This window comes from Comamonas sp. GW821-FHT11H03, assembly GCF_058807955.1.
The window spans coordinates 1-23,752 of sequence record NZ_JBXARF010000006.1; the positions used below are offsets into that span (position 1 = coordinate 1).

Annotated in this window: 20 protein-coding genes and 1 tRNA gene; 2 read left to right on the plus strand and 19 right to left on the minus strand. The window is 60.3% G+C overall.

What is annotated here, in order from left to right:
• From AC1RTQ_RS14315 to aceA, 16 genes are all read right to left on the minus strand, one after another.
• Positions 1–925: retention module-containing protein (locus AC1RTQ_RS14315; RefSeq protein WP_492876686.1), on the minus strand; the 925-nt coding region annotated here is incomplete at its 3' end.
• 267 nt (positions 926–1,192) lie between these two features.
• Complete coding sequence (locus AC1RTQ_RS14320) at positions 1,193–1,831, minus strand: response regulator transcription factor (protein WP_492876688.1); 639 nt, start codon at positions 1,829–1,831, stop codon at positions 1,193–1,195.
• Positions 1,832–1,864: 33 nt separating this feature from the next.
• Positions 1,865–3,277: an HlyD family type I secretion periplasmic adaptor subunit gene (locus tag AC1RTQ_RS14325; protein WP_492876690.1), complete on the minus strand. Its 1,413-nt coding sequence runs from the start codon at positions 3,275–3,277 to the stop codon at positions 1,865–1,867.
• Positions 3,274–5,412, minus strand: coding sequence for a type I secretion system permease/ATPase (locus AC1RTQ_RS14330; RefSeq protein WP_492877104.1), 2,139 nt, complete (start codon positions 5,410–5,412; stop codon positions 3,274–3,276). Before AC1RTQ_RS14330 ends, AC1RTQ_RS14325 begins: the two co-directional genes overlap by 4 nt.
• A gap of 206 nt (positions 5,413–5,618) precedes the next feature.
• A complete protein-coding gene (locus AC1RTQ_RS14335) occupies positions 5,619–5,864 on the minus strand; it encodes a hypothetical protein (RefSeq protein ID WP_492876692.1) in 246 nt (81 codons plus the stop codon).
• A 37-nt stretch (positions 5,865–5,901) separates the two neighbouring features.
• On the minus strand, positions 5,902–7,425 hold the full coding sequence (locus AC1RTQ_RS14340; RefSeq protein WP_492876694.1) for a TolC family outer membrane protein: 1,524 nt from the start codon (positions 7,423–7,425) through the stop codon (positions 5,902–5,904).
• A gap of 814 nt (positions 7,426–8,239) precedes the next feature.
• Positions 8,240–8,316 (minus strand) — tRNA-Pro (locus AC1RTQ_RS14345).
• A 30-nt stretch (positions 8,317–8,346) separates the two neighbouring features.
• Positions 8,347–8,796, minus strand: a complete 450-nt coding sequence (locus AC1RTQ_RS14350; protein ID WP_492876696.1) for a MerR family transcriptional regulator — start codon at positions 8,794–8,796, stop codon at positions 8,347–8,349.
• A 241-nt stretch (positions 8,797–9,037) separates the two neighbouring features.
• Positions 9,038–9,391 (minus strand): integration host factor subunit alpha, encoded by a 354-nt coding sequence (locus AC1RTQ_RS14355; RefSeq protein ID WP_304351517.1) that lies wholly within the window; start codon positions 9,389–9,391, stop codon positions 9,038–9,040.
• A 1-nt stretch (position 9,392) separates the two neighbouring features.
• Positions 9,393–11,861: a phenylalanine--tRNA ligase subunit beta gene (pheT, locus tag AC1RTQ_RS14360; RefSeq protein ID WP_492876698.1), complete on the minus strand. Its 2,469-nt coding sequence runs from the start codon at positions 11,859–11,861 to the stop codon at positions 9,393–9,395.
• 167 nt (positions 11,862–12,028) lie between these two features.
• The gene (gene pheS, locus AC1RTQ_RS14365) at positions 12,029–13,081 is read right to left on the minus strand and encodes a phenylalanine--tRNA ligase subunit alpha (RefSeq protein ID WP_003053573.1); all 1,053 of its coding nucleotides are present in this window, start codon (positions 13,079–13,081) and stop codon (positions 12,029–12,031) included.
• Between the two features lie 200 nt (positions 13,082–13,281).
• On the minus strand, positions 13,282–13,641 hold the full coding sequence (gene rplT / locus AC1RTQ_RS14370) for a 50S ribosomal protein L20 (protein WP_003053572.1): 360 nt from the start codon (positions 13,639–13,641) through the stop codon (positions 13,282–13,284).
• A gap of 26 nt (positions 13,642–13,667) precedes the next feature.
• Entirely contained in the window at positions 13,668–13,871 is a 204-nt protein-coding gene (gene rpmI / locus AC1RTQ_RS14375; RefSeq protein ID WP_034365623.1) for a 50S ribosomal protein L35, read from the minus strand.
• Positions 13,872–14,146: 275 nt separating this feature from the next.
• Positions 14,147–14,779, minus strand: coding sequence for a translation initiation factor IF-3 (infC, locus tag AC1RTQ_RS14380; RefSeq protein WP_302090032.1), 633 nt, complete (start codon positions 14,777–14,779; stop codon positions 14,147–14,149).
• A gap of 82 nt (positions 14,780–14,861) precedes the next feature.
• Entirely contained in the window at positions 14,862–16,781 is a 1,920-nt protein-coding gene (gene thrS, locus AC1RTQ_RS14385; RefSeq protein ID WP_492876702.1) for a threonine--tRNA ligase, read from the minus strand.
• A gap of 321 nt (positions 16,782–17,102) precedes the next feature.
• Positions 17,103–18,434 carry an isocitrate lyase gene (aceA, locus tag AC1RTQ_RS14390; protein ID WP_003053566.1) on the minus strand — a complete coding sequence of 444 codons (1,332 nt, stop codon included), beginning with the start codon at positions 18,432–18,434 and terminating at the stop codon, positions 17,103–17,105.
• Positions 18,435–18,947: 513 nt separating this feature from the next.
• Here aceA and AC1RTQ_RS14395 point away from each other — a divergent pair.
• The gene (locus tag AC1RTQ_RS14395) at positions 18,948–19,859 is read left to right on the plus strand and encodes a DMT family transporter (protein ID WP_492876704.1); all 912 of its coding nucleotides are present in this window, start codon (positions 18,948–18,950) and stop codon (positions 19,857–19,859) included.
• A gap of 13 nt (positions 19,860–19,872) precedes the next feature.
• On the opposite strand, the gene rraA is transcribed toward AC1RTQ_RS14395, so the two are convergent.
• Positions 19,873–20,388, minus strand: a complete 516-nt coding sequence (gene rraA / locus AC1RTQ_RS14400; protein WP_492876706.1) for a ribonuclease E activity regulator RraA — start codon at positions 20,386–20,388, stop codon at positions 19,873–19,875.
• A 278-nt stretch (positions 20,389–20,666) separates the two neighbouring features.
• Here rraA and AC1RTQ_RS14405 point away from each other — a divergent pair, with 278 nt between their 5' ends.
• A complete protein-coding gene (locus tag AC1RTQ_RS14405) occupies positions 20,667–20,975 on the plus strand; it encodes an SWIB/MDM2 domain-containing protein (protein WP_003053560.1) in 309 nt (102 codons plus the stop codon).
• Positions 20,976–21,150: 175 nt separating this feature from the next.
• Here AC1RTQ_RS14405 and AC1RTQ_RS14410 read toward each other — a convergent pair whose 3' ends face one another.
• Entirely contained in the window at positions 21,151–22,554 is a 1,404-nt protein-coding gene (locus AC1RTQ_RS14410) for a sulfite reductase subunit alpha (RefSeq protein WP_492876709.1), read from the minus strand.
• The gene (locus AC1RTQ_RS14415; RefSeq protein ID WP_492876711.1) at positions 22,551–23,669 is read right to left on the minus strand and encodes an FAD:protein FMN transferase; all 1,119 of its coding nucleotides are present in this window, start codon (positions 23,667–23,669) and stop codon (positions 22,551–22,553) included. Before AC1RTQ_RS14415 ends, AC1RTQ_RS14410 begins: the two co-directional genes overlap by 4 nt.
• Between the last annotated feature and the right edge of the window lie 83 nt (positions 23,670–23,752).

Here is a 23,752-nt window from a genome sequence, read left to right on the forward strand (position 1 = left end):
TGGCGTTCTCGGCGATGCTGACGTTGCCGGCTGCAGCGCCGTTGGCGTCGGGGATGCTCACGCCCGGCATGCCATCGTTGGTGCCGACGATGGTGACAGTCAATGTCGCAGTTGAGCTGGCACCGTCTTTATCGACCAGGGTGTAGGTAAAGGTCTCGACCAGGGTCTCACCTTCAGCCAATGCCTGCACAGCCTTCAAGCCGCTATCGAGCTGATAGCTATAGCTGCCATCGGAATTGAGGATGATCTTGCCGTACTGCCCTTGATCTGCGCCAACCAGAGCCACACGATGTTCTGTGATGCTGCCTTCTCCCAGCTTGTCGTTGCTCAGAACATTACCTTGCAAGGCAGATGCGGCATCTTCGAAGATCACGCCCGAGTCCGCACTGGCCTGGGGAGTGCTCGTAACGGGCTGGGTCGGTGTCCCTTGATCGATGCCGTCCGGCAAAGCGCCCACTCCGCTGAAAAGTGGAAGCACAGTAGTCGCTGGAGCAGAGCGTCCGTATTCCAGCGCCAGCGGCGACACTGCCTCAATGAGGCTGGACAGGCGCACAAAAGTGCTGCCGCCCTCGCTGCCGCCGGACAATGTGGCCGCCGTGGGATCGAGCTCATCGAACGGATCCTGGCCGGCATTGATGGCCGCAATGATCTGGTCAATCTGCGCATTCGCGGGGCTCGCCACAGCCGCCTCTTCCACGGTTGGCGGCTGGATCAGGTCCGCAGTGAGATGCACGTCCTGGTTCTCACCCACCATCAGCGGTGGCTGGCCATCCGCCTGCAACTGCACGGTGCTGCCGGAAGCCGTCACTATCTCGGCATCGGCGGGGATACGCATGCCTTCATGGAGCACCGTCAGATTGCCATCAGGACCACGCATCCAAGCCTGGCCAGTGAGTTTGGTAATGAGAACGGTTTGAGCTGCCATGAGGTTCTGCCTATCCAGTCAGATTAAAAAGTGAAGATGCACAGAGGCACCTCTCCAATATTTCAGCCGACATGGTAGGAGCCAAGGCCCCGGGGCACTATTGGCGTCAAAGCCAATCGGGATCTGTTTTATTCGATCTCTGCTGCTCCAGATCAAAAAAAAAGCCTGAAGCCTGCAATATGCAGGCTTCAGGCTTTTCAGCAACCGGCACTCCAGCGGCAGGCACCGGAGGCGATCAGGTCGGCATCAGTTGCGCCAAGGTCGGGCTCAGGCCAGTTGCTTGCGCCCGATACCGTGAACCTTCAGGGTCAGCATCAGCCGATCCTGTACCTGAAGTTTCTCAAAAACCGCAGACAGATGGGCGCGCACGGTACGCTCGCTGATGGACATGCGCTCGGCGATCTCCGCATTGCTGTCACCCAGCGATGCATAACGTGCAACCTCCTGCTCGCGTGCCGACAATGGCTCGGCCCAGTCCGACTCCTGCTCAGGCAGGCGGGCGTCCACATCACGCAACAAGCGCTGCAGCAGAGAGCGCCCGAGCCAGATATTGCCGCCAGCCATGCTCTGCAGCATCCGCGACAGTACCTCCGGGCCCGATTGCGCATGAGCATAGCCCGATGCTCCGCGCGACAGCAGGTTCCGGCCCTCCTCATCGCTGGGGCGGTTGCTGAGAACCAGAACCTGAAGATCCTTCAACAACTCAATCCAGCGGGCCTCAGTCGACTCGGGCAAGGATGGCAAGGCTGCATCCAGCACCACCACGGTACGGCCTTGCTGCTTCCAGCGTTGCAAATCGGCCAGACTCTGGCCGCGCGCAGGCATCCACTGAGGGCCTGCGATCTGCTGCCATTCCTGCCACAGCGTGGCATCCTGAGTCAGCATCAATACAGGCAAGGCATTCATAGAGCTCCCTTTTACTTGTTGGCGATCCATGAACTAACGTTCGATCAATGCATTGGACTTGGCACGCAGAATCGGCTTGAGCAGATACTGCATCAGGGTGCGCTTGCCGGTAAGGATATGCACCTCGGCCTGCATGCCCGGAATGATGGGACGCGAGTCATCCCCCACATGGGCTTTTTCCGTGCGCACCTTCACGACATAGAAGGAGTTCCCTTTCTCGTCCGTCACGGTGTTGGCCCCGATCTGCTCGAGCTTGCCCTGTAAGCCCCCGTAGATGGCAAAGTCATAGGCCGTGAACTTCACCTCCGCCTGCTGGCCGAAGTGCAGGAAGCCGATGTCGCGCGGATTGATCTGCACTTCCATCAGCAAGGTGTCATCCAGCGGCACGATGTCCAGAATGTCCTTTCCCGGCTGCACGACACCACCAATGGTGTTGGCCATCAAGGTATTGACCGTGCCGCGCACGGGCGAGCGTACCTCGGCCAGCTTGACGCGGTCTTCCAGCGCCACCTTGCCTTGCTCCAGGGTCCCCAGCTTGGCCTGGGTATCCGAGAGCTCGGAGCGAGACTGATTGCGCATATTCAGCTCAGACTCCTGAATCTTGCGCTCCGCCTCCTGAATCGCTGCCTGAATGCGCCCGATCTGCGCACCTGCCGCCTTGGCCTCGCCACAGAAGCGAGCCACATCCCGCTGCAGGCGCAGCAAGTCCACCTCGGACACGGCACCACTCTTGAGCAAGGGGCGAGTCACCGACAGCTCTTCGGAAGTCAAACTGCAACTGGAGGAAGCCTGGTCGCGGTTGGCCTGGGTTTCGCGCAGCTCCTGCTGGCGTTGGCGCAACTGGTCACGCGCAATATTGACATTGGTGTTGAGCTCCTGGGAACGGCTCTCCCACATGCGCCGCTCCATCTCCACGAGCTGGGGCGCCATGGCCTGCACATCTTCGGGAGCCTTGAATGGCTCGCCCGATGCCAGGGCCTGAAGACGCGCCGCCTTCGCCTTCAATGCCAGCAGCTCGGCCTTGTTCTCTCCCAGGGACGAGCTGTAGCGCGTTGGATCGATGCGCAAGATGACCTGCCCCTGCTCCACATGCTCGCCGGGATGCACGAGGATTTCCTTGACGATGCCGCCGTCCAGGCTCTGCACCACCTGAACCTGGCGCGAAGGAACCACCTTGCCCTGACCCCGCACCACTTCGTCGATGCGCCCCAGACAGGCCCAGAGCAGCAGAACCAGCACGGTGACCAAGGCCACCCATATCAGCAGGCGCGAACCGCGCGCCTGTTGCTGCCCCGCCGCCCACTGCGCGTCGGCCTTGAGGTCATCCGGCTGATGCGTTCCCACCACCTCGCTACCGTCAAGCAGCCATCGCTCCAGCCGCGACCAGCGCGCCTTGAGAGCACTCACGAAGCGCGACGGCTTTTTTTCCGATTGGGACTCGCTCATGCTCGCGCTCCTACTCCACCGATCCGTCCTTGTTTCAACGCCTCGATGACCTGATCCTTGGCACCATCGGCAACAATCTTGCCGCCATCAATCACGATCAGCCGGTCGACCAGGGTCAACAGTGCCGTGCGATGCGTGACCAGCAAAATGGTCTTGTCCTTGGCGGCCTCTTCCAAACGACGCTTGAGCTGTGCTTCGCTTTGATTGTCCAGATTGCTGCTGGGCTCATCGAGCAGCAAGATGGCCGGATCGTTGATCAGGGCACGGGCAACCGCAATGGATTGGCGCTGGCCGCCGGAAAGCGACTCGCCGCGCTCGCCCACCAGCATGTCGTAGCCCTTGGGATTCCGGGCCACAAACTCATCCACACCGGCAATGCGTGCCGCATGCAACATATCGGACTCATCGGCAAACGGAGCCCCCACCAGCAGGTTGTGCTTCAAGCTGCCATAGAAGAGCATGGGGTCCTGGGGCACATGCCCGATGGCACGGCGCAGGTCCACGGGGTCTATCTGTCGCGCATCCACTCCGTCGATCAGCACCGAGCCCTCGCTGGGCTGATACAGGCCCAGAACCAGCTTTTCAAGCGTGGTCTTGCCCGAGCCTATGCGCCCGATGATACCGACCCGCTCACCGGGGCGCAGCGAAAAGCTCACGCCCGAAAGACTGGCCTGCTCGCTTCCCGGGTAGCTGAAACTGACATTGCGAAACTCGATGGCACCACGCAGATCCGGACGCGAGACGAACTCCCGGTCGGCTTCGTGCTCCACCGGCATCTTCATATAGTTGTCGATGGAATTGAGCGAGGTGCGTGCATTGTGAAACTGCATCATCAGCCCCGCGACCTGACCGAAGGGCGCCAGGCAGCGTCCCGCAATCATGGAGGCGGCAATGATGCCGCCCATGGACAGCGCCGAATCCTGCACCTGATACACACCGATGACGACCACCGCTATGGTGACCAGTTGCTGCAAGGTCTGAACAAAGTTCACCGTACCCGAGGAGATGAACTTGATCTTGCCGCCCATATAGGCGATGTACTGGGTGGAGCTCTCCCACAGGCGCTGCACTCCGCCCTGGGCATTGAGCGTCTTGACAGCCTCCAGATTGGTCAGCGACTCCACGAGCAGCGCATTGCGCTGCGAGGACGCCTGAAAGGTCTTGAGCGTCAGGCTCTCCATGCGCGCCTGGGCCCAGAAGGAAACCAGCAAGATCGCGGCAATCGCCACCACGGGAGGAATCAGCATCCAGGGCGAGACCCAGGCAATCGCCACCAGAAACAGCAGCACAAAGGGCAGATCCACCAACGTCGTGAGACTGGCAGATGCAATGAAGTCGCGGACCGACTCGAACGAACGCAGATTGGCCGCAAACGAGCCCACGGATGCGGGCCGGCTTTCCATGCGCAGGTCCAGAACCCGCTCCATGATCTGCGCGGACAGCTGCACGTCCACACGCTTGCTCGCGGCATCGACAACATAGGCACGCGTCGTCGTCAGCACGAAGTTGAAGATCAGCACCAGGGAGATGCCTATGGACAGCACCCACAGTGTTTCCACCGCGTTGTTGGGCACGACCCGGTCATACACATTCATGCTGAACAAGGGCATGGCCAACGCAAAGACATTGATGAGCACGGCGGCCAGCAAGGCATCGCGGTACAGGCGCCGGTTCTCCAGAATCACGGCCCAGAACCAGTGGCTGCTGCGAGGCTCCATGCCTTGCTGCACGGAGCGCTGCTCGAAGCGGAACTGCGGACGTACAAAGCACATCAGGCCCGTGTAGTCCTGCAGCAAGGCCTGCAACTCCACCTCGACAGGACTATCCGACTCCGGATATTGCAGCAGGACGCGACCGCCCTCCTGCGCCCTGAGCAGCAGGCAGGCACGGCCGCCGTGAAGCAGCAGTATCGCCGGCAGCAAGCCCTGGGGGACATCGTCCAGAGTGCGCTGCACGATACGCGTGCTGAACTGTGCGCGAGCCGCAGCCCGGACCAGCAGCGAAGGCGTCAGGCGCTGATCCACCAGCGGCAGGCCATTGCTCAGGGCCTGAGCCGTATAGGGCTTGCCATGCAGGTGGGTGAGTTGCACCAGGCAATCGAGCAAGGGATCGGCATGGGTCTCATGAGCCGGCATGCGCCAGCCCTCAGCCGTCGCATGCCCCGCGCTGCGCGCACCCAAAAAGGCCGGACCGGCATGCTCCGCCGCCGCCGCCGCCGCCGCCGCTGCTGCAGCAGCGGCTTGCGGCGAAGCACCATGCCCTCGCATCTGGGTCGCATCCGTACCGCCGACCGATGCCAATGTAGGTTCAACGTCTGGTTTGGTCATCTTCAACAATCAACCTATAAAAGCTCTTCGTCGTCATCAATCAGGTCCAGCGAATTACGCATGCGCTGGCGCGCCTGCTTGCGTTGGTTCAGCTTATCGAGCGCCTGTGGCGGAAGATCCGTCAAGCGCAAGGTCCCATTGGCAAGCAGGGCGTCAATCAAGTCCTCGAGAACGCGGATGAAATCCGCATCCAGCGCCGACAATTCCCGCCGGGAAGACTGCTCCGAAGGTGGTGAATCGCTTTTATCCATGTTGTTCATCAACTCCCACAAAAGATGCCCCAGACGCCGGCAATCATTACTGACGCACAGGCGCAGCAGGTACCGGCGCTGCCGCCGGGGCTTGCGCAGGAGCACCCTGCTCGGCCCCCACGCTGAAAGGCACCGGCGTCAGATTGGCGGTGTCCGGCACCGATGATTTGCAGCTGCGCAGCAGATCATCGGGCAAGGTCAGTGCCTGTTGCTCATCCGGGCGGCTATCGTCATGCGGCTGCGCAAGTCCCAGCACCGGCAGGATCTGGCTGGACAGCGTCAGCCACTGGTACTCGGCCTTCTTCAGATCGTATTGCGCATTGACCAAGGCACGCTGGGCATCGAACAGCTCGTTTTCGGTGTTCAGCAGATCCAGCAGCGAGCGCTGACCGATCTTGAACTGCTGCTGGTAGGCAACGCGAACCTTGGCAGTGGAGAGCACGTGTTCACGCAGGAAGGGCGTTTGCTGACGCAGACGGGCCATATTGTTCCAGGTGATCGACAACTCCTGCTGGAGGTTGCGGCAGGTGTAATCGCGCACATCCTGCGCCGCATAACCCTGGGCGATCGTCTGGCGCAGGCGTGCCTCGTCGGCACCGCCTCGATACAGGTTGTAGGTCAGCATCAGTTGCACCCGCGAGCTCTGCACATCCCAGTAGGCAGGCGAGTTCTGGTCACGATCCCGACCGGTGGAAGCGAGCAGTTCGAGCTTGGGCATGTGCGCGCCCTTGGCCGCCTTCTGACCGGCCTCGGCCGCTTGCACCAGAGCCTGCTTGGACAACAGCAGCGGGCTGGCGCGCAGGGAATCGCCGAAATCCTTGGCAACCCCGGAGACAGGCAGCTTGCCAGTCACCTCGGGCGCGGGATCAAGCGTTGCCGCCGGATACTCGCCCACCACGCGGCGGTAGCGCTGCATCACATCGTTGAGGTTGTTGCTCTCGGTCATCAGATTGGTCTGTGCCAGGGACAGACGACCGCTGGCCTGCTCCAGGTCCACGCCACGCCCCACGCCGGACTGCTGGCGCTCACGCAACTGCCCCAGCGTCACCTGGTGGGTGCCGAAGTTTTCGCGCGCCAGCTTTTCCATTTCGCGGTAACGCTGCACATCCAGATAGGCCGCAACGACATCGTTGGCCAGGTTTTCGGTGGTCGCGCGCAGATCGTAGAACTTGGCCAGCTTCTCGAAGCCCAGCTGGCGGATATTGCTGCTGGTGGTGAAACCATCAAAGATCAGCTGGCGCAGCTGCAGATTCCAGCCCGGGCGGTTCCAGTTCTGCGATGGAGAATCCTGGATGTGGCTGCGCCACTCGCGTCCAACCCAGCCTTGGGCGGTGACCTGGGGACGCCAGCCGCCGCGGGCTACGTTCTGACCTTCAGCCGACGATGTGAAATCCTGGAAGCGCGCCTGCACTTCGGGGTGGGTCATCAGCGCCTGCTCCACCACTTTTTGCAGTGCAATGCCTTGTTCGTTGGCCTGTTGCGCATTCATGGTCGTCTGAGCCATGCCGGCCATGGCCCACGATGCCACGCCCAGGGTGGCGACCACTTGTGCAATCTGATTGAATTTCATTGATATCCCTCTCATTGGGCTCCGACCGGGCAATGCGACAGCTGACCCGCCAGAACGCTGGCGAGCGCAATCGGTGCAACCTTGAAAGTCGCTCCCGCGGAAGCTGGTTGTTGATGTGGACAGGCTCGCTGCTGCCCGGCAAGGCATCGCATACGGCCTCAGAACTCGTCATACGGAGTTCTGTAACTCTCTTGATCACAGCCTTTGGCGTCATGCCAGCGCCGCACGAGAGACTGAAGCTCAGGCAACGCTTGTTGCCTGATCGACAAAACCCATGACTTTTGCCTGGCGCAGCACCACGAAGCCGTGGTGAAGGGGTGAACAGGTCAGCCCCTGGGCAAGACAAATCGCGCGGACAGGCTGTGAAGCGGCTATAGGCTAGACACAGCGCATTTGGAGATTTTCCTTTCCACGATAGCAAGGCGGAGCCTCCGGTTTCCGGCCGGTGTTCTTGACGCATAACCTTGCATGCGAAGCCGTGCGTTGATGGCTGATCTCCTGGCAATACCATCAAACAACTGGATTCAATTGCAAATCTAGCACAACGCATGCAAGAATTTGTTTCAAAAATCACTCAAACAGCCGAAGTTCGAATTTTTTCGCGTGGAATTGGCAATTCTTTTCATTTCCTTCTTATATCAAAGAAACCAAGAATCAATACCGCTTCCATCCTCGCTATTCCCATTGGAGCTAATGCAATCGGGCGAAATCAGACCCACTCCTACAGTGAAGTCGTCATTAAATACTTCACGCCGGATCGCCGCAGAAATAGAAAAAGGGCTTCTGACTTGATAGTCAGAAGCCCTCGTCTAATTGGTCGGAATGGCGGGATTCGAACTCGCGACCCCTTGCACCCCATGCAAGTGCGCTACCAGGCTGCGCTACATTCCGAAGACTTGAATTATACACAGAAATTCGATGTCAAAGAGAAAGCAGCGCCCTGATCTGCAAAAGCTCCTCTTTGACCTCCTCCATGCCCATTGCACCGGCAGGCTCCGAGCAGCCCTGCTCCAGCATTGCAGCCAGCAAAGGGCTTTGCTCAAGGTCTTTGCCCTGCAGGGGCAGGGCCGGATGCACAAGCACCGGCTGCTGATCGACTGCCCTGCCGTGACCCGTCACCAGTTCACGCAGACGATTTCGTGCACCGCTGATGGTGAAGCCCTGCTCGTAGAGCAGCTCGCGAATGCGACGCACCATCAACACCTCATGATGCTGGTAGTAGCGTCGGTTGCCACGACGCTTCATAGGCTTGAGCTGCACAAACTCCTGCTCCCAGTAACGCAGCACATGAGGCTTGACGTCGCAAAGATCCGCAACTTCACCGATGGTGAAATAGCGCTTGGCGGGAATTGCTGGCAAAGATGAAGCCATGGCTGGTTGCAAGCGGTCAGTGAAGGGATGGGTGAAAGACAGGCAATCACGACCTGCGCAAATTCGGATCAGGCACGGCGCTCTGTCGATAGAAATGCCCGCTATGCATTCCTGTTTGCGCAAGCCCTAGCAATATAGCGCGAAGAGCTGACAGGACCTTGCACCGCGCGCGACGCAAGACTGTCAGCTCTTCCGTGACCGATGCTCCGCTTGACAGTGCATCCGCCGTGTGCCAATCGCCTTAAGACTCCGAACTCTCGCCCTGGATCAGCTCCTTGAGCTTGCTGCTGGCATGAAAGGTCACCACGCGACGCGCAGCGATGGGAATCAGCTCGCCGGTGCGCGGGTTGCGACCGGGCCGCGGCGCCTTGGTACGGATCTGGAAGTTGCCAAAGCCCGAAAGCTTGACGTCTTCGCCCTCCACCAGCTTTTGCGAGATCAGGTCGAAAAACGCATCCACCATGTCCTTGGCTTCGCGCTTGTTCAGACCGATTTCATCAAACAGCAGATCGGCCAGCTGCGCCTTGGTCAACGCAGGGCTGTCGATGCTCTCTACGGCAAGCTCCATGGGTCGATCTCCTTGTGGATTGAACATATCAGCGCAGTCGAGCCGCAACGCGCTCAACCAGCGCCGCAATTGTGCCCTGCATGGCGGCCTCGATTTCCGCATCAGTCAGCGACGCGCTGTCGCTGCCCAGCGTCAGACGCACGGCCAGGCTCTTTTCGTCCTGGGCCAGACTGCCCGGCGCCGCTTCCTCGCCCGCCTTGAGCTTCTTGGGACGGAATACGTCGAACAGCACGGCCGAGCGCAGAATGCCGCCGTGCACGCCTTGCTGCACGGCTTCCATCACCTGGGCGTGGGTCACGGCTTCCTTGACGACCACGGCAATGTCGCGCTCCACGGCCTGGTGCTTGGCCACGGGCTTGAACACAGGAACCTGACGGGCCAGCACGGCGTCCAGTTCCAGCTCGAACATCACGGGAGCCTGGGCCAGATCCCATTCCTGGCGCCATTGGGGGTGCAGCTCGCCGACAAAGCCGATGGCCTTGCCGTCCAGCAGCACGCGCGCGCAGCGGCCGGGGTGCATGGCGGGGTGCTCGGCAGGCTCGAACACGGGCTTGGCCGGAGCCAGCAGCGCTTCCACATCGCCCTTGACGTCGTAGAAGTCGACCTTGGCTTCCGCCCTGCCCCACTGCAGCTGATCGGCAGCGCCGTAGGCCAGACCCGCCACGCGCATGGGCTGGTAAAAGCCCTTGACGGTGGTGTCGGAGTCGACCACGGAGTCGTCCTTGAAAAACACACGGCCCAGCTCGAACACACGCACGCGCTGCGCCTTGCGGTCCACGTTGAACTTCAAGACTTGCAGCAGCGAGCCCAGCAGCGACGAGCGCATCACGCTCAGATGGCTGGCAATGGGGTTGAGCAGCTTGATGGCATTGTTGTTGCCGGCCAGCTCCTGCTCCCACTTTTCTTCGACAAAGCTGAAGTTGATGGTTTCCTGGTAGCCCAGGCCCGCCAGTTCGTGGCGCACGGCATAGGGGCTGCGCTCGTTCTCGGCGCGCAGCTTGGGCGAGATCGGGGCCAGCGGCTTGGTGGTCGGCAGGTTTTCGTAGCCGATCATGCGGGCCACTTCCTCGATCAGATCCTCTTCCAGATTGATGTCGAAGCGGAAGGTCGGGGCCGTGACCGAGATCACAGCTTCGCCTGCCGCGCCTTCGCTGGCCACCGTCGCGGGCAGACCCAGGCCGTTGAGCGCATCCAGCACCTGCTGCTGGGTCACGGCCATGCCGATGACCTTGGCCGCACGCGACACGCGCAGCTGCACGGCCTTGGAGGTGGGCATATTGGGCCGCTGGTCGTCCATGGCGCCGACTTGCGTCTCGGGCGTGCCGCAGATTTCCAGCACCAGCGCGGTGATGCGCTCGATGTGCTCGGTGGTGAACTCGGGGTCCACGCCGCGCTCGAAGCGGTGACCGGCGTCGGTCGAGAAGTTGAAGTGGCGCGAGCGGCCGGCCACGGCCTTGGGGAACCAGAACGCGGCTTCGATGTAGATGTTGCTGGTGTCGTCGGAGACGGCCGTGGCGTCGCCGCCCATGATGCCGGCCAGCGACTCAACCTGCTTGTCATCGGCAATCACGCCGACCTTCAGGAAATCGTCGATCTTGATGGTGTTGCCGTTGAGCAGCTTGAGCGTTTCGCCCTCCTTGCCCCAGCGCACATTCAGGCCGCCGCTGATCTTGTCCAGATCGAAGATATGGCTGGGACGGCCCAGCTCGAACATCACATAGTTGGAGATATCCACCAGCGGGCTGACCGAGCGCTGACCGCAGCGCGCCAGGCGGTCCACCATCCACTGGGGCGTCTTCACCCGCGTGTTGACGTTGCGTACGATACGGCCCGAGAAGCGACCGCACAGATCGGTCGCCTCGATCTTGACCGGCAGCTTGTCTTGCAAGGCCACGGCCGCAGCGGGGAAGGACAGAGCTTTGAGCGGCGTGCCGGTCAGCGCCGACAGCTCGCGCGCCACACCGTAGACACTCAGGCAGTGCGCCAGATTGGGCGTGAGCTTGAGCGTGAACAGCGTGTCGTCCAGATTCAGGTACTCGCGCACGCTCTGGCCCAGGGGCGCATCGGCTGGGAACTCCAGCAGACCGCTGGCGTCTTCGTCGATGCCCAGCTCCTTGGCCGAGCACAGCATGCCAAAGCTCTGCACGCCGCGCAGCTTGCCGATCTTGATCTTGAAGGGCTTGCCATCGGCACCGGGCGGCAGCTCGGCACCCACGGTGGCGCAGGGAATGCGGATGCCCGCGCGCGCGTTCGGCGCGCCGCAGACGATGTCCAGCAGCTCGGGCTGGCCAATATCCACCTTGCATACGCGCAGACGGTCGGCGTCGGGGTGTTGCACGGCTTCCTTGATTTCGCCGACCACGATGCCGGTGAAGGGAGGCGCCACAGGATCCAGCTCTTCCACTTCCAGACCGGCCATGGTCAGGGTATCGGCCAGTTGCTGGGTGGTCAGATTGGGGTTGCAGTATTCGCGCAACCAGGATTCAGGAAATTGCATAGTCAGACTCTTTGGCGTTCATGCCAGTCGCACCGCAAGCGGTCTGCCACTGGCTGGGCATGCGTATCATCAAAAAGATGAGCTACTAGCGCTCGTCACACAAGGATTTCAGAATCAAAACTACCTGAAATCGTTTCAAAGCTTGCGCTGACAGCTCACTTTTTTAATTACTGAAACTGCGACAGAAAACGGATGTCGCCGTCGAAGAACAGGCGCAGGTCGTTCACGCCATAACGCAGCATGGTCAGGCGGTCGGGGCCCATGCCAAAGGCAAAGCCGATGTATTTTTCAGGGTCCAGGCCCATGTTGCGCACCACATTGGGGTGCACCTGGCCGGCACCCGAGACCTCCAGCCAGCGGCCGGCCAGCGGGCCGCTCTGGAACTGGATGTCGATTTCGGCCGAAGGCTCGGTGAACGGGAAGAAGCTGGGACGAAAACGCAGCACCAGATCATCCTGCTCGAAGAAGGTCTTGCAGAAGTCGGTGAACACGACCTTCAGGTCCTTGAAGCTCACGTTCTCGCCGATCCACAGGCCTTCGCACTGGTGGAACATGGGCGAGTGGGTGGCATCCGAGTCCACACGGTAGGTGCGGCCGGGGGCAATCACGCGGATCTCGGGCATGGTCTGGCCGGCATCGAGCGCGTTGCGGTAATTCTTCACATGCTGCACGGCATGGCGCACCTGCATGGGGCTGGTGTGCGTGCGCAGCAGATTGGGGGCGTGCTGGGTGCCGCCTTCGACATAGAAGGTGTCGTGCATGGAGCGCGCGGGATGGTCTTCGGGCGTGTTCAGCGCCGTGAAGTTGAACCAGTCGGATTCGATCTCGGGGCCCTGGGCCACATCAAAGCCCATGGAGCCGAAAATGCCCTCGATACGCTCCATGGTGATGGAGACGGGGTGCAGCCCTCCCGCGCCACGACGGCGACCAGGCAGAGTCACATCCAGCACCTCGGCCTTCAGATGGGCCTGCAGCTCGGCGTCTGCCAAAGCCTTGCGACGGGCGGTCAAGGCCGCTTCGATCGCCTGCTTGGCCACGTTGATGGCGGCGCCGCGCGACTTCTTCTCTTCGACGGAAAGCTGCGCCATGCCCTTCATGAGCTCGGTCATCTTGCCCGATTTGCCCAGAAACTGCGCCTTGGCATTTTCCAGATCAGCGGGGGTGTGGGCTTGCGCAAACAGTTGCTGTGCGCTTTCGACCAGAGAATCCAACTCGTTCATATCGACTCTTTATCGACTTGTAAAAATAAACAAGGGCTAGTGCCTTTTCAAGCCCTAGCCCTTGCTGTTTGTGCATCAGCAGCTACCGAACAAGACACGACTTCTGCAATCAGGTTCGAGCAAGATGCTCGCCCATCGGCAAATGCCTTTGGGGATTCTGGTCTGCAAAAGTCCTACAAGAGTAACTACCGATCGTGACCTCAGGCAGCCAGCTTGGCCTTGACTTGGTCGACGATAGCTGCAAAAGCAGCCTTGTCGTGCACGGCGATATCGGCCAGCATCTTGCGGTCGATTTCGATGGCAGCCTTCTTCAGGCCGTTGGCGAATTGGCTGTAAGTCAGACCCAGTTCACGTGCAGCAGCGTTGATACGAGCGATCCACAGCTGACGGAACACGCGCTTCTTGGTACGACGGTCACGGTAGGCGTATTGACCAGCCTTCATGACCGCTTGCTTGGCAACGCGGAAGACGTTACCACGGCGACCGCGGAAACCCTTGGCCAGATTCAGAACTTTTTTGTGACGGGCACGGGCCGTTACACCACGTTTGACGCGAGGCATGTGTTTTCTCCTAGTTCGTCAGTGAATTACAGACCAGCGCCAGGCAACATCTTTGCGATGGAGCCCATATCGCCTTCATGCACGTTGACAATGCCACGCAGGTGACGCTTGTTCTTCGTGGTCTTCTTGGTCAAGATGTGACGCTTGAAGGCTTGACCGCGCTTGACGGTACCACCGGGACGAACGCGAAAACGCTTCTTCGCGCTGCTCTTAGTCTTCATTTTGGGCATGTGAATGCTCCTATTGAATTTGTGCTCGCAAGGCGGTGTGCAACCTGCACACACTTCGCTGGCCTCCGAGGCACTTGTTTGTCAGTCCGGCCAGGCCGGACTGACGTCTTGCAGGCAAGCCTGCAAATTCTTTGTCGCCGCACAAAAACGACTTACGCAAATCAGGCCTTAGGCAAGGCATCTTCTAAAAGAAGCTGACCGTTGCGACATCCTTGTTTGCGTAAGTCCTGCAAAAGTGGGCCAAGCCCACTCTTGCCCGCAAGGCAAAACAGCAATTATGCCTTATCTGCAGCTTCAGGTGCAGCAGCGACGCCATCACCTTGTGGTTTTGCACCACCGGCAGGCTTCTTGCCGCCTGCACGAGACGGCGCCACCATCATGATCATCTGACGGCCTTCCAGCTTGGGGAACTGCTCCACCTGGATGGAATCGGCCAGATCGTCGCGCAGACGGTTGAGCAGATTCAGACCCAGCTGCTGGTGCGTGATTTCACGGCCGCGGAAACGCAGCGTGATCTTGCACTTGTCGCCTTCCGCCAGAAAACGGCGGATATTGCGCAGCTTGATGTTGTAGTCACCATCATCCGTACCAGGGCGGAACTTCACTTCCTTGATTTCGATGACGGTCTGCTTGGCCTTGGCTTCGGCAGCCTTCTTCTGTTCCTGGTACTTGAACTTGCCGTAATCCATCAAACGGCAGACCGGAGGAGATGCGTTGGCCGCAATTTCCACCAGGTCGACATCCAACTCACCGGCCATGCGCAGCGCTTCTAGCAGCGGCACGATGCCCAGAGGCTCGTTGTCAGGACCAGACAGACGCACTTCAGGCGCCATGATTTCTCGGTTCAGTCGATGCTTGCGCTCTTCACGGTGGCGCCGATCGCGAAATTCAGTAGCTATGGTTTTCACCCTTGGATTGAAATGGCTACAACAGCGTAGCCGGCTAGCGTGCCTTGCACGCTGACCGGCCCGCCACAAAAATTAATCTGCTTCAGGCCTTGGCCGTGATGTCCTTGGAGAGCAATTCAATGAATGCATCAACCGACATCACTCCGAGGTCTTTGTTACCCCGGGCGCGCACTGCAACCGCACCAGCGGCCTTCTCCTTATCGCCCGCGACAAGGATGTAGGGCAGCTTCTGCATGGAATGCTCGCGTATTTTATACGTAATCTTTTCATTGCGCAGATCTGTCACCACTCTAAGGCTTTGATTCGGCAATGCTTTTTGCAGCTTCTGCGCAACTTCCTGCGCATAGTCGGCCTGAGCGTCCGTAATATTGAGCACGGCAGCCTGTACAGGAGCCAGCCAGGCAGGCAGCGCGCCCGAGTGATGCTCGACCAAAATGCCGATGAAACGCTCGAGCGAACCCAGAATGGCGCGGTGCAGCATGATGGGTCGATGGCGCTCGCCGTCCTCGCCCACGAATTCCGCATCGAGACGCTCGGGCATGTTCGGGTCCACCTGGATCGTTCCGCACTGCCATTCGCGACCCAGCGCATCCTTCAGGGTGTACTCGATCTTCGGGCCGTAGAACGCACCCTCGCCCGGCAGATACTCGAACTCGCAACCCGATGCGCGCAGACCTTCGGCCAGCGCGTTCTCTGCCTTGTCCCAGGCCTCATCGGTGCCGATGCGCTTTTCGGGGCGAGTGGACAGACGGTACAGGATGTTGGTGAAGCCAAAGTTCGCATACACCTTCTGCAGCAACGAGGTGAAAGCCGTCACCTCGGCCTCGATCTGGTCTTCGGTACAGAAGATATGGCCATCATCTTGCGTGAAGGCACGTACACGCATGATGCCGTGCAGCGAGCCGGTGGGCTCGTTGCGGTGACAGTTGCCGAACTCGCCAAAACGCAGCGGCAGATCGCGATAGCTCTTGATGCCTTGCTTGAAGATGATGATGTGGCCCGGGCAGTTCATGGGCTTGAGGGCATATTCACGCTTTTCCGAATCGGTGGTGAACATGTTTTCGCGGTACTTGTCCCAGTGACCGGTCTTCTCCCACAGGGTCTTGTCCAGAATCTGGGGGGCTTTCACTTCCTGATAGCCGTTGTCCTGATAGACCTTGCGCATGTACTGCTCGACCTGCTGCCAGACCGACCAGCCCTTGGGGTGCCAGAACACGGTGCCTGGCGAGTGTTCGTCGATGTGGAACAGATCCAGCTCGCGGCCCAGCTTGCGGTGGTCGCGCTTTTCGGCTTCTTCCAGGCGGAACAGATAGTCCTTGAGCTCATCCTTGGTCGCCCAGGCGGTGCCGTAGATGCGCTGCAGCATCTCGTTGCGATGGTCGCCGCGCCAGTAGGCACCGGCCACCTTCATCAGCTTGAAGTGCTTGAGCTTGCCGGTGCTGGGCACGTGAGGGCCGCGGCAAAGGTCCTCGAAGGCGCCTTCGCGGTACAGGCTCACATCCTCGTTGCTGGGGATGGAGGCAATGATTTCGGCCTTGTAGGCTTCGCCGATGCCCTTGAAGTACTGCACGGCCTCGTCGCGGGGCAGCACGCGGCGCACCACCTGCTCGTCCTTGTTGGACAGCTCGGTCATCTTCTTTTCGATGGCGACCAGATCTTCGGGCGTGAAGGGACGCTTGTACGAGAAGTCGTAGTAGAAACCGTTTTCGATCACCGGGCCGATGGTGACCTGCGCATCGGGAAACAGCTCCTTGACGGCATAGGCCAGCAAGTGAGCGGTAGAGTGGCGGATCACCTCCAGACCGTCGGCATCCTTGGCGGTGATGATGGACAGCGGCGAATCCTGCTCGATCACAAAGCTGGTGTCCACGACCTTGCCGTTGATCTTGCCGGCAAGTGCCGCCTTGGCCAGGCCGGTGCCGATCGAAGCAGCGACCTCAGCGACCGAAACAGGGCCCGGATATTCGCGCTTGGAGCCATCGGGGAGCGTGATGTTGATCATGAAATTCCTTGTCAAACCAAATTTGTGTGGGTGAGGGCCAGCGCCAGAGCTTTGGAGTTACCTGAAAGCAAAAAGCGCGGAACCAGTCCGCGCTTTGATGAGGGGTCGAGAAATCTCGGGCAGGCGCGAACCGCCAGCTGCCATCAGCAGCTGAAGTACATCTCCGATGTAGTTCGCGGTGTCATAACCGTTGATGCCTTTCTCGCCCTTGTGAATTGAAGTCGCGGCATTTTAACCCGGCAAACAAAAAAGCGCCCGAGACTTTCGCCCCGGGCGCATAACCCCTTTTTTTACCTAGACAGAATCACGATTCATCGTGGCTCAATGGAACTGCTCTTCCTCGGTGGAGCCGGTCAGCGCCTTGACGCTGGAAGAGCCGCCCTGGATCACCGTGGTCACGTCGTCGAAGTAACCTGCGCCCACTTCCTGCTGGTGCGAGACAAAGGTGTAACCCTTGTCACGTGCCGCGAATTCGGGCTCCTGGATCATTTCCACGTAGTGCTTCATGCCCTCGCCGCGAGCGTACTCGTGAGCGAACTTGAAGGTGTTGTACCAGTTGCTGTGAATGCCGGCCAGCGTGATGAACTGGAACTTGTAACCCAGCGCGGACAGGTCTTCCTGGAAGGAAGCGATCTGGCTGTCGTTGAGGTTCTTCTTCCAGTTGAACGAAGGCGAGCAGTTGTAGCTCAGCAGCTTGCCTGGGCACGCTGCGTGCACGGCCTGGGCGAATTCGCGGGCAAAGCCGATATCGGGCACACCGGTTTCGCACCACACCAGATCCGCATAGGGAGCGTAGGCGACGCCGCGGCTGATGGATTGCTCCAGACCGTTCTTGACACGGTAGAAGCCCTCCTGAGTACGCTCGCCAGTCAGGAACGGGATGTCGTTCTCGTCATGGTTGCTGGTGATCAGGTTGGCCGCTTCGGCATCGGTACGGGCCAGCACAATGGTGGGCACGCCCATCACGTCAGCTGCAAAACGGGCGGCGATCAGCTTCTCGACCGCTTCGCGGGTGGGCACCAGCACCTTGCCGCCCATGTGGCCGCACTTCTTGACGGCGGCCAACTGGTCTTCAAAGTGCACGCCGGCAGCACCTGCCTGAATCATGTTCTTCATCAGCTCGAACGCGTTGAGCACGCCGCCAAAGCCGGCTTCCGCATCAGCCACGATGGGCAGGAAGTAGTCGATGAACTCCTTGTCGCCGGGGTTGATGCCCTTGCCCCACTGGATTTCATCGGCGCGCTTGAAGGTGTTGTTGATGCGGCGCACCATGGTGGGCACGGAGTCATAGGCGTACAGCGACTGGTCGGGGTACATGGTCTCGGAGGTGTTGCCGTCGGCAGCTACTTGCCAGCCCGACAGGTACACGGCTTCCAGACCGGCCTTGGCCTGCTGCATGGCCTGGCCTGCAGAGATGGCGCCGAAGGCGTTCACATAGCCCTTCTTCGAGCTGCCGTTAATCTTGTCCCACAGCACTTCGGCGCCGCGCTGGGCCAGCGTGTACTCAGGCTGCAGGCTGCCACGCAGACGCACCACATCGGCAGCGCTGTAACCGCGCTTTACGCTCTTCCAGCGTGGGTTCTGTGCCCAGTCTTTTTCGAGGGCTGCGATTTGCTGTTCACGGCTCAGTTGCTGAGTCAGGGATTGGGGCATGGTGCACTCCTTAGCGGTTAAAACAAGATGACTTGGTGTTCGTCCTTGGGATCTACTCTATGTCTGCGACGTTCTTCAACAAAGTCTTATGTCTTATAAAAGACTGAAATTTATATTCAATAAAATCAATGGCTTATTTTTATTTTTCACAATGAGAAAACGTATTTCTCGTATTGAGAAATTTTGCGGCAGCGCAGCATTTCAATTTTTCATAATAAGAAATTGGATTCTTGCTTCATGAAAAATTTGCGCAAGCACGGCCTCCCAAGTCGGCATCCTTTGAACGCGGCACGAAAAAAGTCCCGGCGTCTGCCTTGATCTGCCCATTTACTTGGCACGGGACTGACCAAGCCACTTGAACAAAACCAGGTGACACGACAAAGACACAGTGCCCAAGGCGGCGAGAACAAAAAAACAACAGCCCCCTGCTCTGAATCAAATGCATGCAACAGCCCTCCTGCCACACTGCCTTGCATCACCTCCTCTTGTCATTGACATCCATTTCGCCACGCCATGCACACGCCCAGTCGCCCCATCGCCTATCTCTGCCTGGCGCTCAGCATGTCTTTGGTAGGGAGCTATGTGGCCTTGTCCAAGCCTCTGGCGGCCATCTTTCCGGTCATGCTGCTGGCTTGGCTGCGCTTTGGCATCGGTGCCGTGGCCATGCTGGGCTGGCTCAAGGCCCCTGCACACGAGACAACTCTGAGCAGGCAGACCAAGTGGCTGCTGTTTTTTGAGTCCTTCTTCGGCAATTTCCTTTTCACGCTCTGCATGATCAGCGGCGTGGCCTTGACCAGTGCGGTCACGGCGGGCGTGACCATGGCCGCAATTCCTGCCGCAGTCGCCATAATGAGCTGGCTTTTTCTGCGCGAAGCCGTTGGCGCGCGTACTTGGACAGCCATTGTTTTTGCAGTGGCCGGCATAGGGCTGAATGCCTTGAGCAAGACCGAAAGCAGCAGCCTAGCCGCGCATCCTCAGCAAGGCCTGGGTCAGTTGCTGCTGATTGCCGCCGTGCTGTGCGAGGCCGCATATGCCGTGATCGGCAAAAAGCTCACCGCCAGCGTAAGCCCCAAGCGCATTACGGCGCTGATCAATCTCTGGGGGTTCGCGCTTTCCACGCCCGCCGGGCTCTATCTGGCCTGGCAGTTTGATTTTTCCCGGGTTTCGGTGCCTGCATGGGGTCTGCTGCTGTTTTACGCCCTGGCCGCCTGTGTCTGGACAGTGTGGCTGTGGATGACGGGGCTGCGCGCCGTGCCCGCATCGCGAGCCGGAATTTTTACCGTGCTGCTGCCCATCAGCGCCGCTGTGGTGGGTACGCTGGCCCTGGGCGAGCGCATCGGCAGCATGCAATTGCTGGCCTTCGGCATAGCCCTGACCAGCGTTGTGATTGCAACCTGGCCCGGCTCATTGAAGATCAGGCGTTAGCCAGCATCAGCCATCAGGCAAGCAGGTTGCGGCGGCTCAGCACAATGCCGTCGGAGTCGGCATACAGCCAGTCGCCCGGGCGAATCCACAGGCCTGCGATCTGCACATAGGTATCGCGCAGTCCCTGGCCTTGCTTGGCGGTAGGCATGGGGTTGAGCGCCAGCGCATACAGACCCAGGGGCGTGGATTTCAGCTCTGCCACGTCGCGCACGCAGCCATAGACAAGCACCCCGGCCCAGCCGTTCTGGGCCGCCGATGTCGCCACATTACCGCCCACCAGAGCCCGGCGCAGCGAGCCGCCGCCATCGACCACCAGCACACGGCCACCTCCCGGCTCGGCCAGCGCCGCTCGCACCAGACTGTTGTCGTCCAGACACTGCACGGTGCTGACCTCCCCCGTAAAGCTGACATGCCCGCCATAGCTGTGGAACACGGGCGGCAGCACGCGGAAATCGCTGCTGTCGTCACTGATATGCGCATCGCACAAATCGCAGGTGCTAAAGCCAAGTGAAGCCGAGGAATCGCTCATGAAAATCTCCACAGAACCAACTCTCCCGCATCTTGCACTGAGCACCCGACATAGCACAAGCACCTGCGGACACACACAGAGAGCAACTTTTTCACAACACTCTCAAGGAAAAACCCGTGAAAACGGACACTAAAGGGCCTGAGAGCAACAAATCGAGGCAAAAAAACAGCCCACTAGCTTGGAAGAGCGATTTTTTGCCATTAGCATCAGCCTCAGCCAGTGGATTGCAGCTGTATTTCGCTGGTGATAAGTCCACTACCCAATTAGGAATAAGCAAAATGGCAACTGCAAAGAAGGCACCCGCTGCAGCACCGGCAGCAGCTCCCGCCGCTAAGAAGCGCACTCCCAACGCTGCCTTCATGAAACCTCTGACCCCCAGCGCCGCTCTGGCTGCCGTGGTTGGCAAGGATCCCCTGCCCCGCACTGAAATCATCAGCAAGCTGTGGGTCTACATCAAGGCCAACAACCTGCAAGATGCTGCCAACAAGCGCATGATCAACGCTGATGCCAAGCTCAAGGAAGTCTTCGGCAAGCCCCAAGTCTCCATGTTCGAGATGGCCGGCCTGATCGGCAAGCACGTCAAGTAAGCACTGCGCTTGCGCTGACCACAAAAAAGCTGGCCTGAGCCAGCTTTTTGCGTTTCTGAGACAAGCACCCCACGGCCGAACGGCTGTTGGTGCCAAGCAAGCCGGGGGCTTGTGCGATCGAGCCCGGCGTGAAGCCGCCCTGCACAGCAACAGGCAAAGCCGGTCTCGGGCTTTTTCAATACACATCGCGCCGGTAGAGGCCCGAGCCCAACAGCTCGGCCACCTTGGCCTCGCCCAAAATGGCCTGCAGTGTCAGATGCACGCCTTGCCCCATGCCGCTCAGGCTGCCGCAGACATAGATGGCCGCGCCACGCTCCACCCATTGCCGGACTTCCTGTGCATGGCTGCGCAGCAAATCCTGCACATAGCGCGAATCCTTGCCGTTGCGCGACCAGGCCTGATCCAGCCGTGCCAGTCGGCCTTGCCTGAGCCATGCGCCCAATTGGTCGGCAAATAGCGCGTCGTGCTGCGGGCTGCGCTCCCCGAACAACAGCCATTGATCACCAAGCCCTTGCTGCACACGCGCCCTGATATGGCTGAGCAGGCCCGCCAGGCCCGAGCCATTGCCGATCAGAATCAGCGGCCGCCCGGCGTTGTCACCGAGTCTGAAGCCTCGGTGCTCGCGCAAGGTCAGCGGCAGTACATCCCCCTCGGCCATGCCGCAGCACAGCCAGTGCGACGCAAGGCCCGGTGAACCATCGGCACGCGTGCTCTCGCGCACCAGCAGTTGCAGGCTGCCATCGGCCGTGATCGAGGCGATCGAATAGTCGCGCGCACGCTCAGGGTCGGCAGGCACGCACAGAGACACCAGATCGCCCGACTCCCAGCGCGGCAGCTCGCCGGACTGCGGCGTCCACTCCAGCAAGTGCAGTGCCCCGCCTTGGCTGCCAGGATTGAGCAAACGCCGCCGACTGAGCACAAAAGGTATGCTGGCCGGCGCCTGCAACCAGTCCGAATCCAGCTCCTGGGCTGGCGCAGACTCGCCCAGCAAGCCCTGTCGCATCTGAGCGACCTGGGTCTGCCAGCTCTGCAAGCTCAAGGCATCCATATTGTCCACGCAGACCAGATTGCTGCGCGCGCCGCCGGCCTGCAACCACTCGTGCACTTGCACACCAAACGCACAGAACTCCTGGTATTCACGATCACCCAGCGCGAGCACCAGGCTTTGGTGCCGGCTCAGCTGAGGCTGCGTAGCCATGAGCTGCTGGACAAAGCCCAGCGCATGGTCGGGCGCATCGCCCTCACCTGTGGTGGACAGCAGCCACAGGCTGTGTGCATAGTGCTGCAGCAGCTCGGTCGTCAGCTTCTCGACGGGCAGCAGGCGCACCTGCAGACCGCCATCGACCAGCATCTTGACCGTGGCACGGGCCAGGGCCTCGGCCTGTCCCGTCTGGCTGGCATAGGCGACCAGGACGGCAGGCGCAGCAGCATCGCCTTGCGAGACATTGCTCTCGGCCTCATCGGCCAGGCGCTGCTTGCGCACCTTGGTGCCAATACCCCAGCACATGCCTGCATAGGCTGCAACCAAACCCATAGCCCCATAGATGCGCTCGGGCGTCAAAATCCATTCCACTGTCATGCCTCAAATAGGTTGATCCAGGCCGGTGTCTTGAGCACCCGTCTGCGGGCCTCATTGCCATCGGATGCGAGATGCGATGTGAGCACGGCTGCAATCTCGTGTTCACGGGCAAAGTCCATGCCTTGCTGCGGACCCAGCACCGTGAGCACGGTGGCCAGCGCATCGGCATGCATGCATTCCTCATGGAACACGGTCACGCTGGCCAGATCATGCGTCACCGGCCAGCCCGTGCGCGGATCCAGCGTGTGCGAATAGCGCCTACCGGCCTGCGTGAACTGATGCCAGAAATCGCCCGAGGTGGCAAAAGCGCCCTCCCTGCAAGCCACGACCAGCGACTCGGCCTCGGCAGAACCGCCCGTGCCCAACTGCACCTGCCAGGGCCGCCCATCAGGGCGCGCCCCCCAGCTGCGCAGCTCACCGCCAATTTCGAGCATGCCCGCAGCCCAGCCTGCGGCCTGCAGCTTGCGCACAGCCCAATCCACGGCAAAGCCCTTGGCAATGCCGCAAAAATCCAGCTCCAGATCTCCGGACTGCTGCAACTGCCGGGTTTGCGCATTCCAGCGCAGATGGCCGTGGCCACTGGTCTTCAGCAAGCGCTCGATCTCATCGCCGGCCGGCGCCTGCCCTGAATGCGGCTGCAGCGGGTTCTGGCGCGGCCCGAACCCCCACAGCGAGACCAGCGCCCCCATGGCAGGATCCAGGGCCGCACCGGATAGCCGGCTCCAGTGCAAGGCCGCTTCCAGAACATGGGCGAACTCCGCCGGCACTATATGCGTTTGACCGGGTCCTGAACGATTGAACCGGGTGATCAGCGAATCCGTCTCCCAGTTGCTCATCTGAGCGATGACATCATCAAACACCTGCTCCAGCAGAGCCTGCGCCGGCTCGGTGGGCAGGTAATCCGGGTTGGCCAGACACAGCGACCAATGCGTGCCCATGGTCTGGCCGGACAGGCGATGAATACGCCCATCCTGCCGATGCTGCAGGCTTGCAGGTCGCCAGCGCTGCACGCCAAAGTCCGGCGCCGGCATCCGAGCGCGAGCCTGACTCTGTGCCGCCGACAAGGGCAGTTGCCAGAGACTGGCGTCAAAGCGTACGCGGGGGGGTGTGGGCATGGGCATCCAGACAAAGGCGAAAACAGCAGCGAAAACAACGACGCGCCCGGATCGGGCGCGTATTCAGTCCATCCAGCGCCAAC

Bases quoted from the DNA above. Each gene is read 5' to 3' on its own strand.
- AC1RTQ_RS14415 (WP_492876711.1), bottom strand. From the start codon at position 23,669: ATGCCCACACCCCCCCGCGTACGCTTTGACGCCAGTCTCTGGCAACTG.
- AC1RTQ_RS14320 (WP_492876688.1), bottom strand. From the start codon at position 1,831: ATGAATGCCTTGCCTGTATTGATGCTGACTCAGGATGCCACGCTGTGG.
- rraA (WP_492876706.1), bottom strand. From the start codon at position 20,388: ATGAGCGATTCCTCGGCTTCACTTGGCTTTAGCACCTGCGATTTGTGC.
- AC1RTQ_RS14355 (WP_304351517.1), bottom strand. From the start codon at position 9,391: ATGTTCAATCCACAAGGAGATCGACCCATGGAGCTTGCCGTAGAGAGC.
- thrS (WP_492876702.1), bottom strand. From the start codon at position 16,781: ATGATCAACATCACGCTCCCCGATGGCTCCAAGCGCGAATATCCGGGC.
- AC1RTQ_RS14410 (WP_492876709.1), bottom strand. From the start codon at position 22,554: ATGACAGTGGAATGGATTTTGACGCCCGAGCGCATCTATGGGGCTATG.
- AC1RTQ_RS14405 (WP_003053560.1), top strand. From the start codon at position 20,667: ATGGCAACTGCAAAGAAGGCACCCGCTGCAGCACCGGCAGCAGCTCCC.
- AC1RTQ_RS14395 (WP_492876704.1), top strand. From the start codon at position 18,948: ATGCACACGCCCAGTCGCCCCATCGCCTATCTCTGCCTGGCGCTCAGC.
- AC1RTQ_RS14350 (WP_492876696.1), bottom strand. From the start codon at position 8,796: ATGGCTTCATCTTTGCCAGCAATTCCCGCCAAGCGCTATTTCACCATC.
- pheT (WP_492876698.1), bottom strand. From the start codon at position 11,861: ATGCAATTTCCTGAATCCTGGTTGCGCGAATACTGCAACCCCAATCTG.
- AC1RTQ_RS14335 (WP_492876692.1), bottom strand. From the start codon at position 5,864: ATGAACAACATGGATAAAAGCGATTCACCACCTTCGGAGCAGTCTTCC.
- aceA (WP_003053566.1), bottom strand. From the start codon at position 18,434: ATGCCCCAATCCCTGACTCAGCAACTGAGCCGTGAACAGCAAATCGCA.
- AC1RTQ_RS14340 (WP_492876694.1), bottom strand. From the start codon at position 7,425: ATGAAATTCAATCAGATTGCACAAGTGGTCGCCACCCTGGGCGTGGCA.
- rplT (WP_003053572.1), bottom strand. From the start codon at position 13,641: ATGCCTCGCGTCAAACGTGGTGTAACGGCCCGTGCCCGTCACAAAAAA.
- pheS (WP_003053573.1), bottom strand. From the start codon at position 13,081: ATGAACGAGTTGGATTCTCTGGTCGAAAGCGCACAGCAACTGTTTGCG.
- AC1RTQ_RS14325 (WP_492876690.1), bottom strand. From the start codon at position 3,277: ATGAGCGAGTCCCAATCGGAAAAAAAGCCGTCGCGCTTCGTGAGTGCT.
- rpmI (WP_034365623.1), bottom strand. From the start codon at position 13,871: ATGCCCAAAATGAAGACTAAGAGCAGCGCGAAGAAGCGTTTTCGCGTT.
- AC1RTQ_RS14330 (WP_492877104.1), bottom strand. From the start codon at position 5,412: ATGCCGGCTCATGAGACCCATGCCGATCCCTTGCTCGATTGCCTGGTG.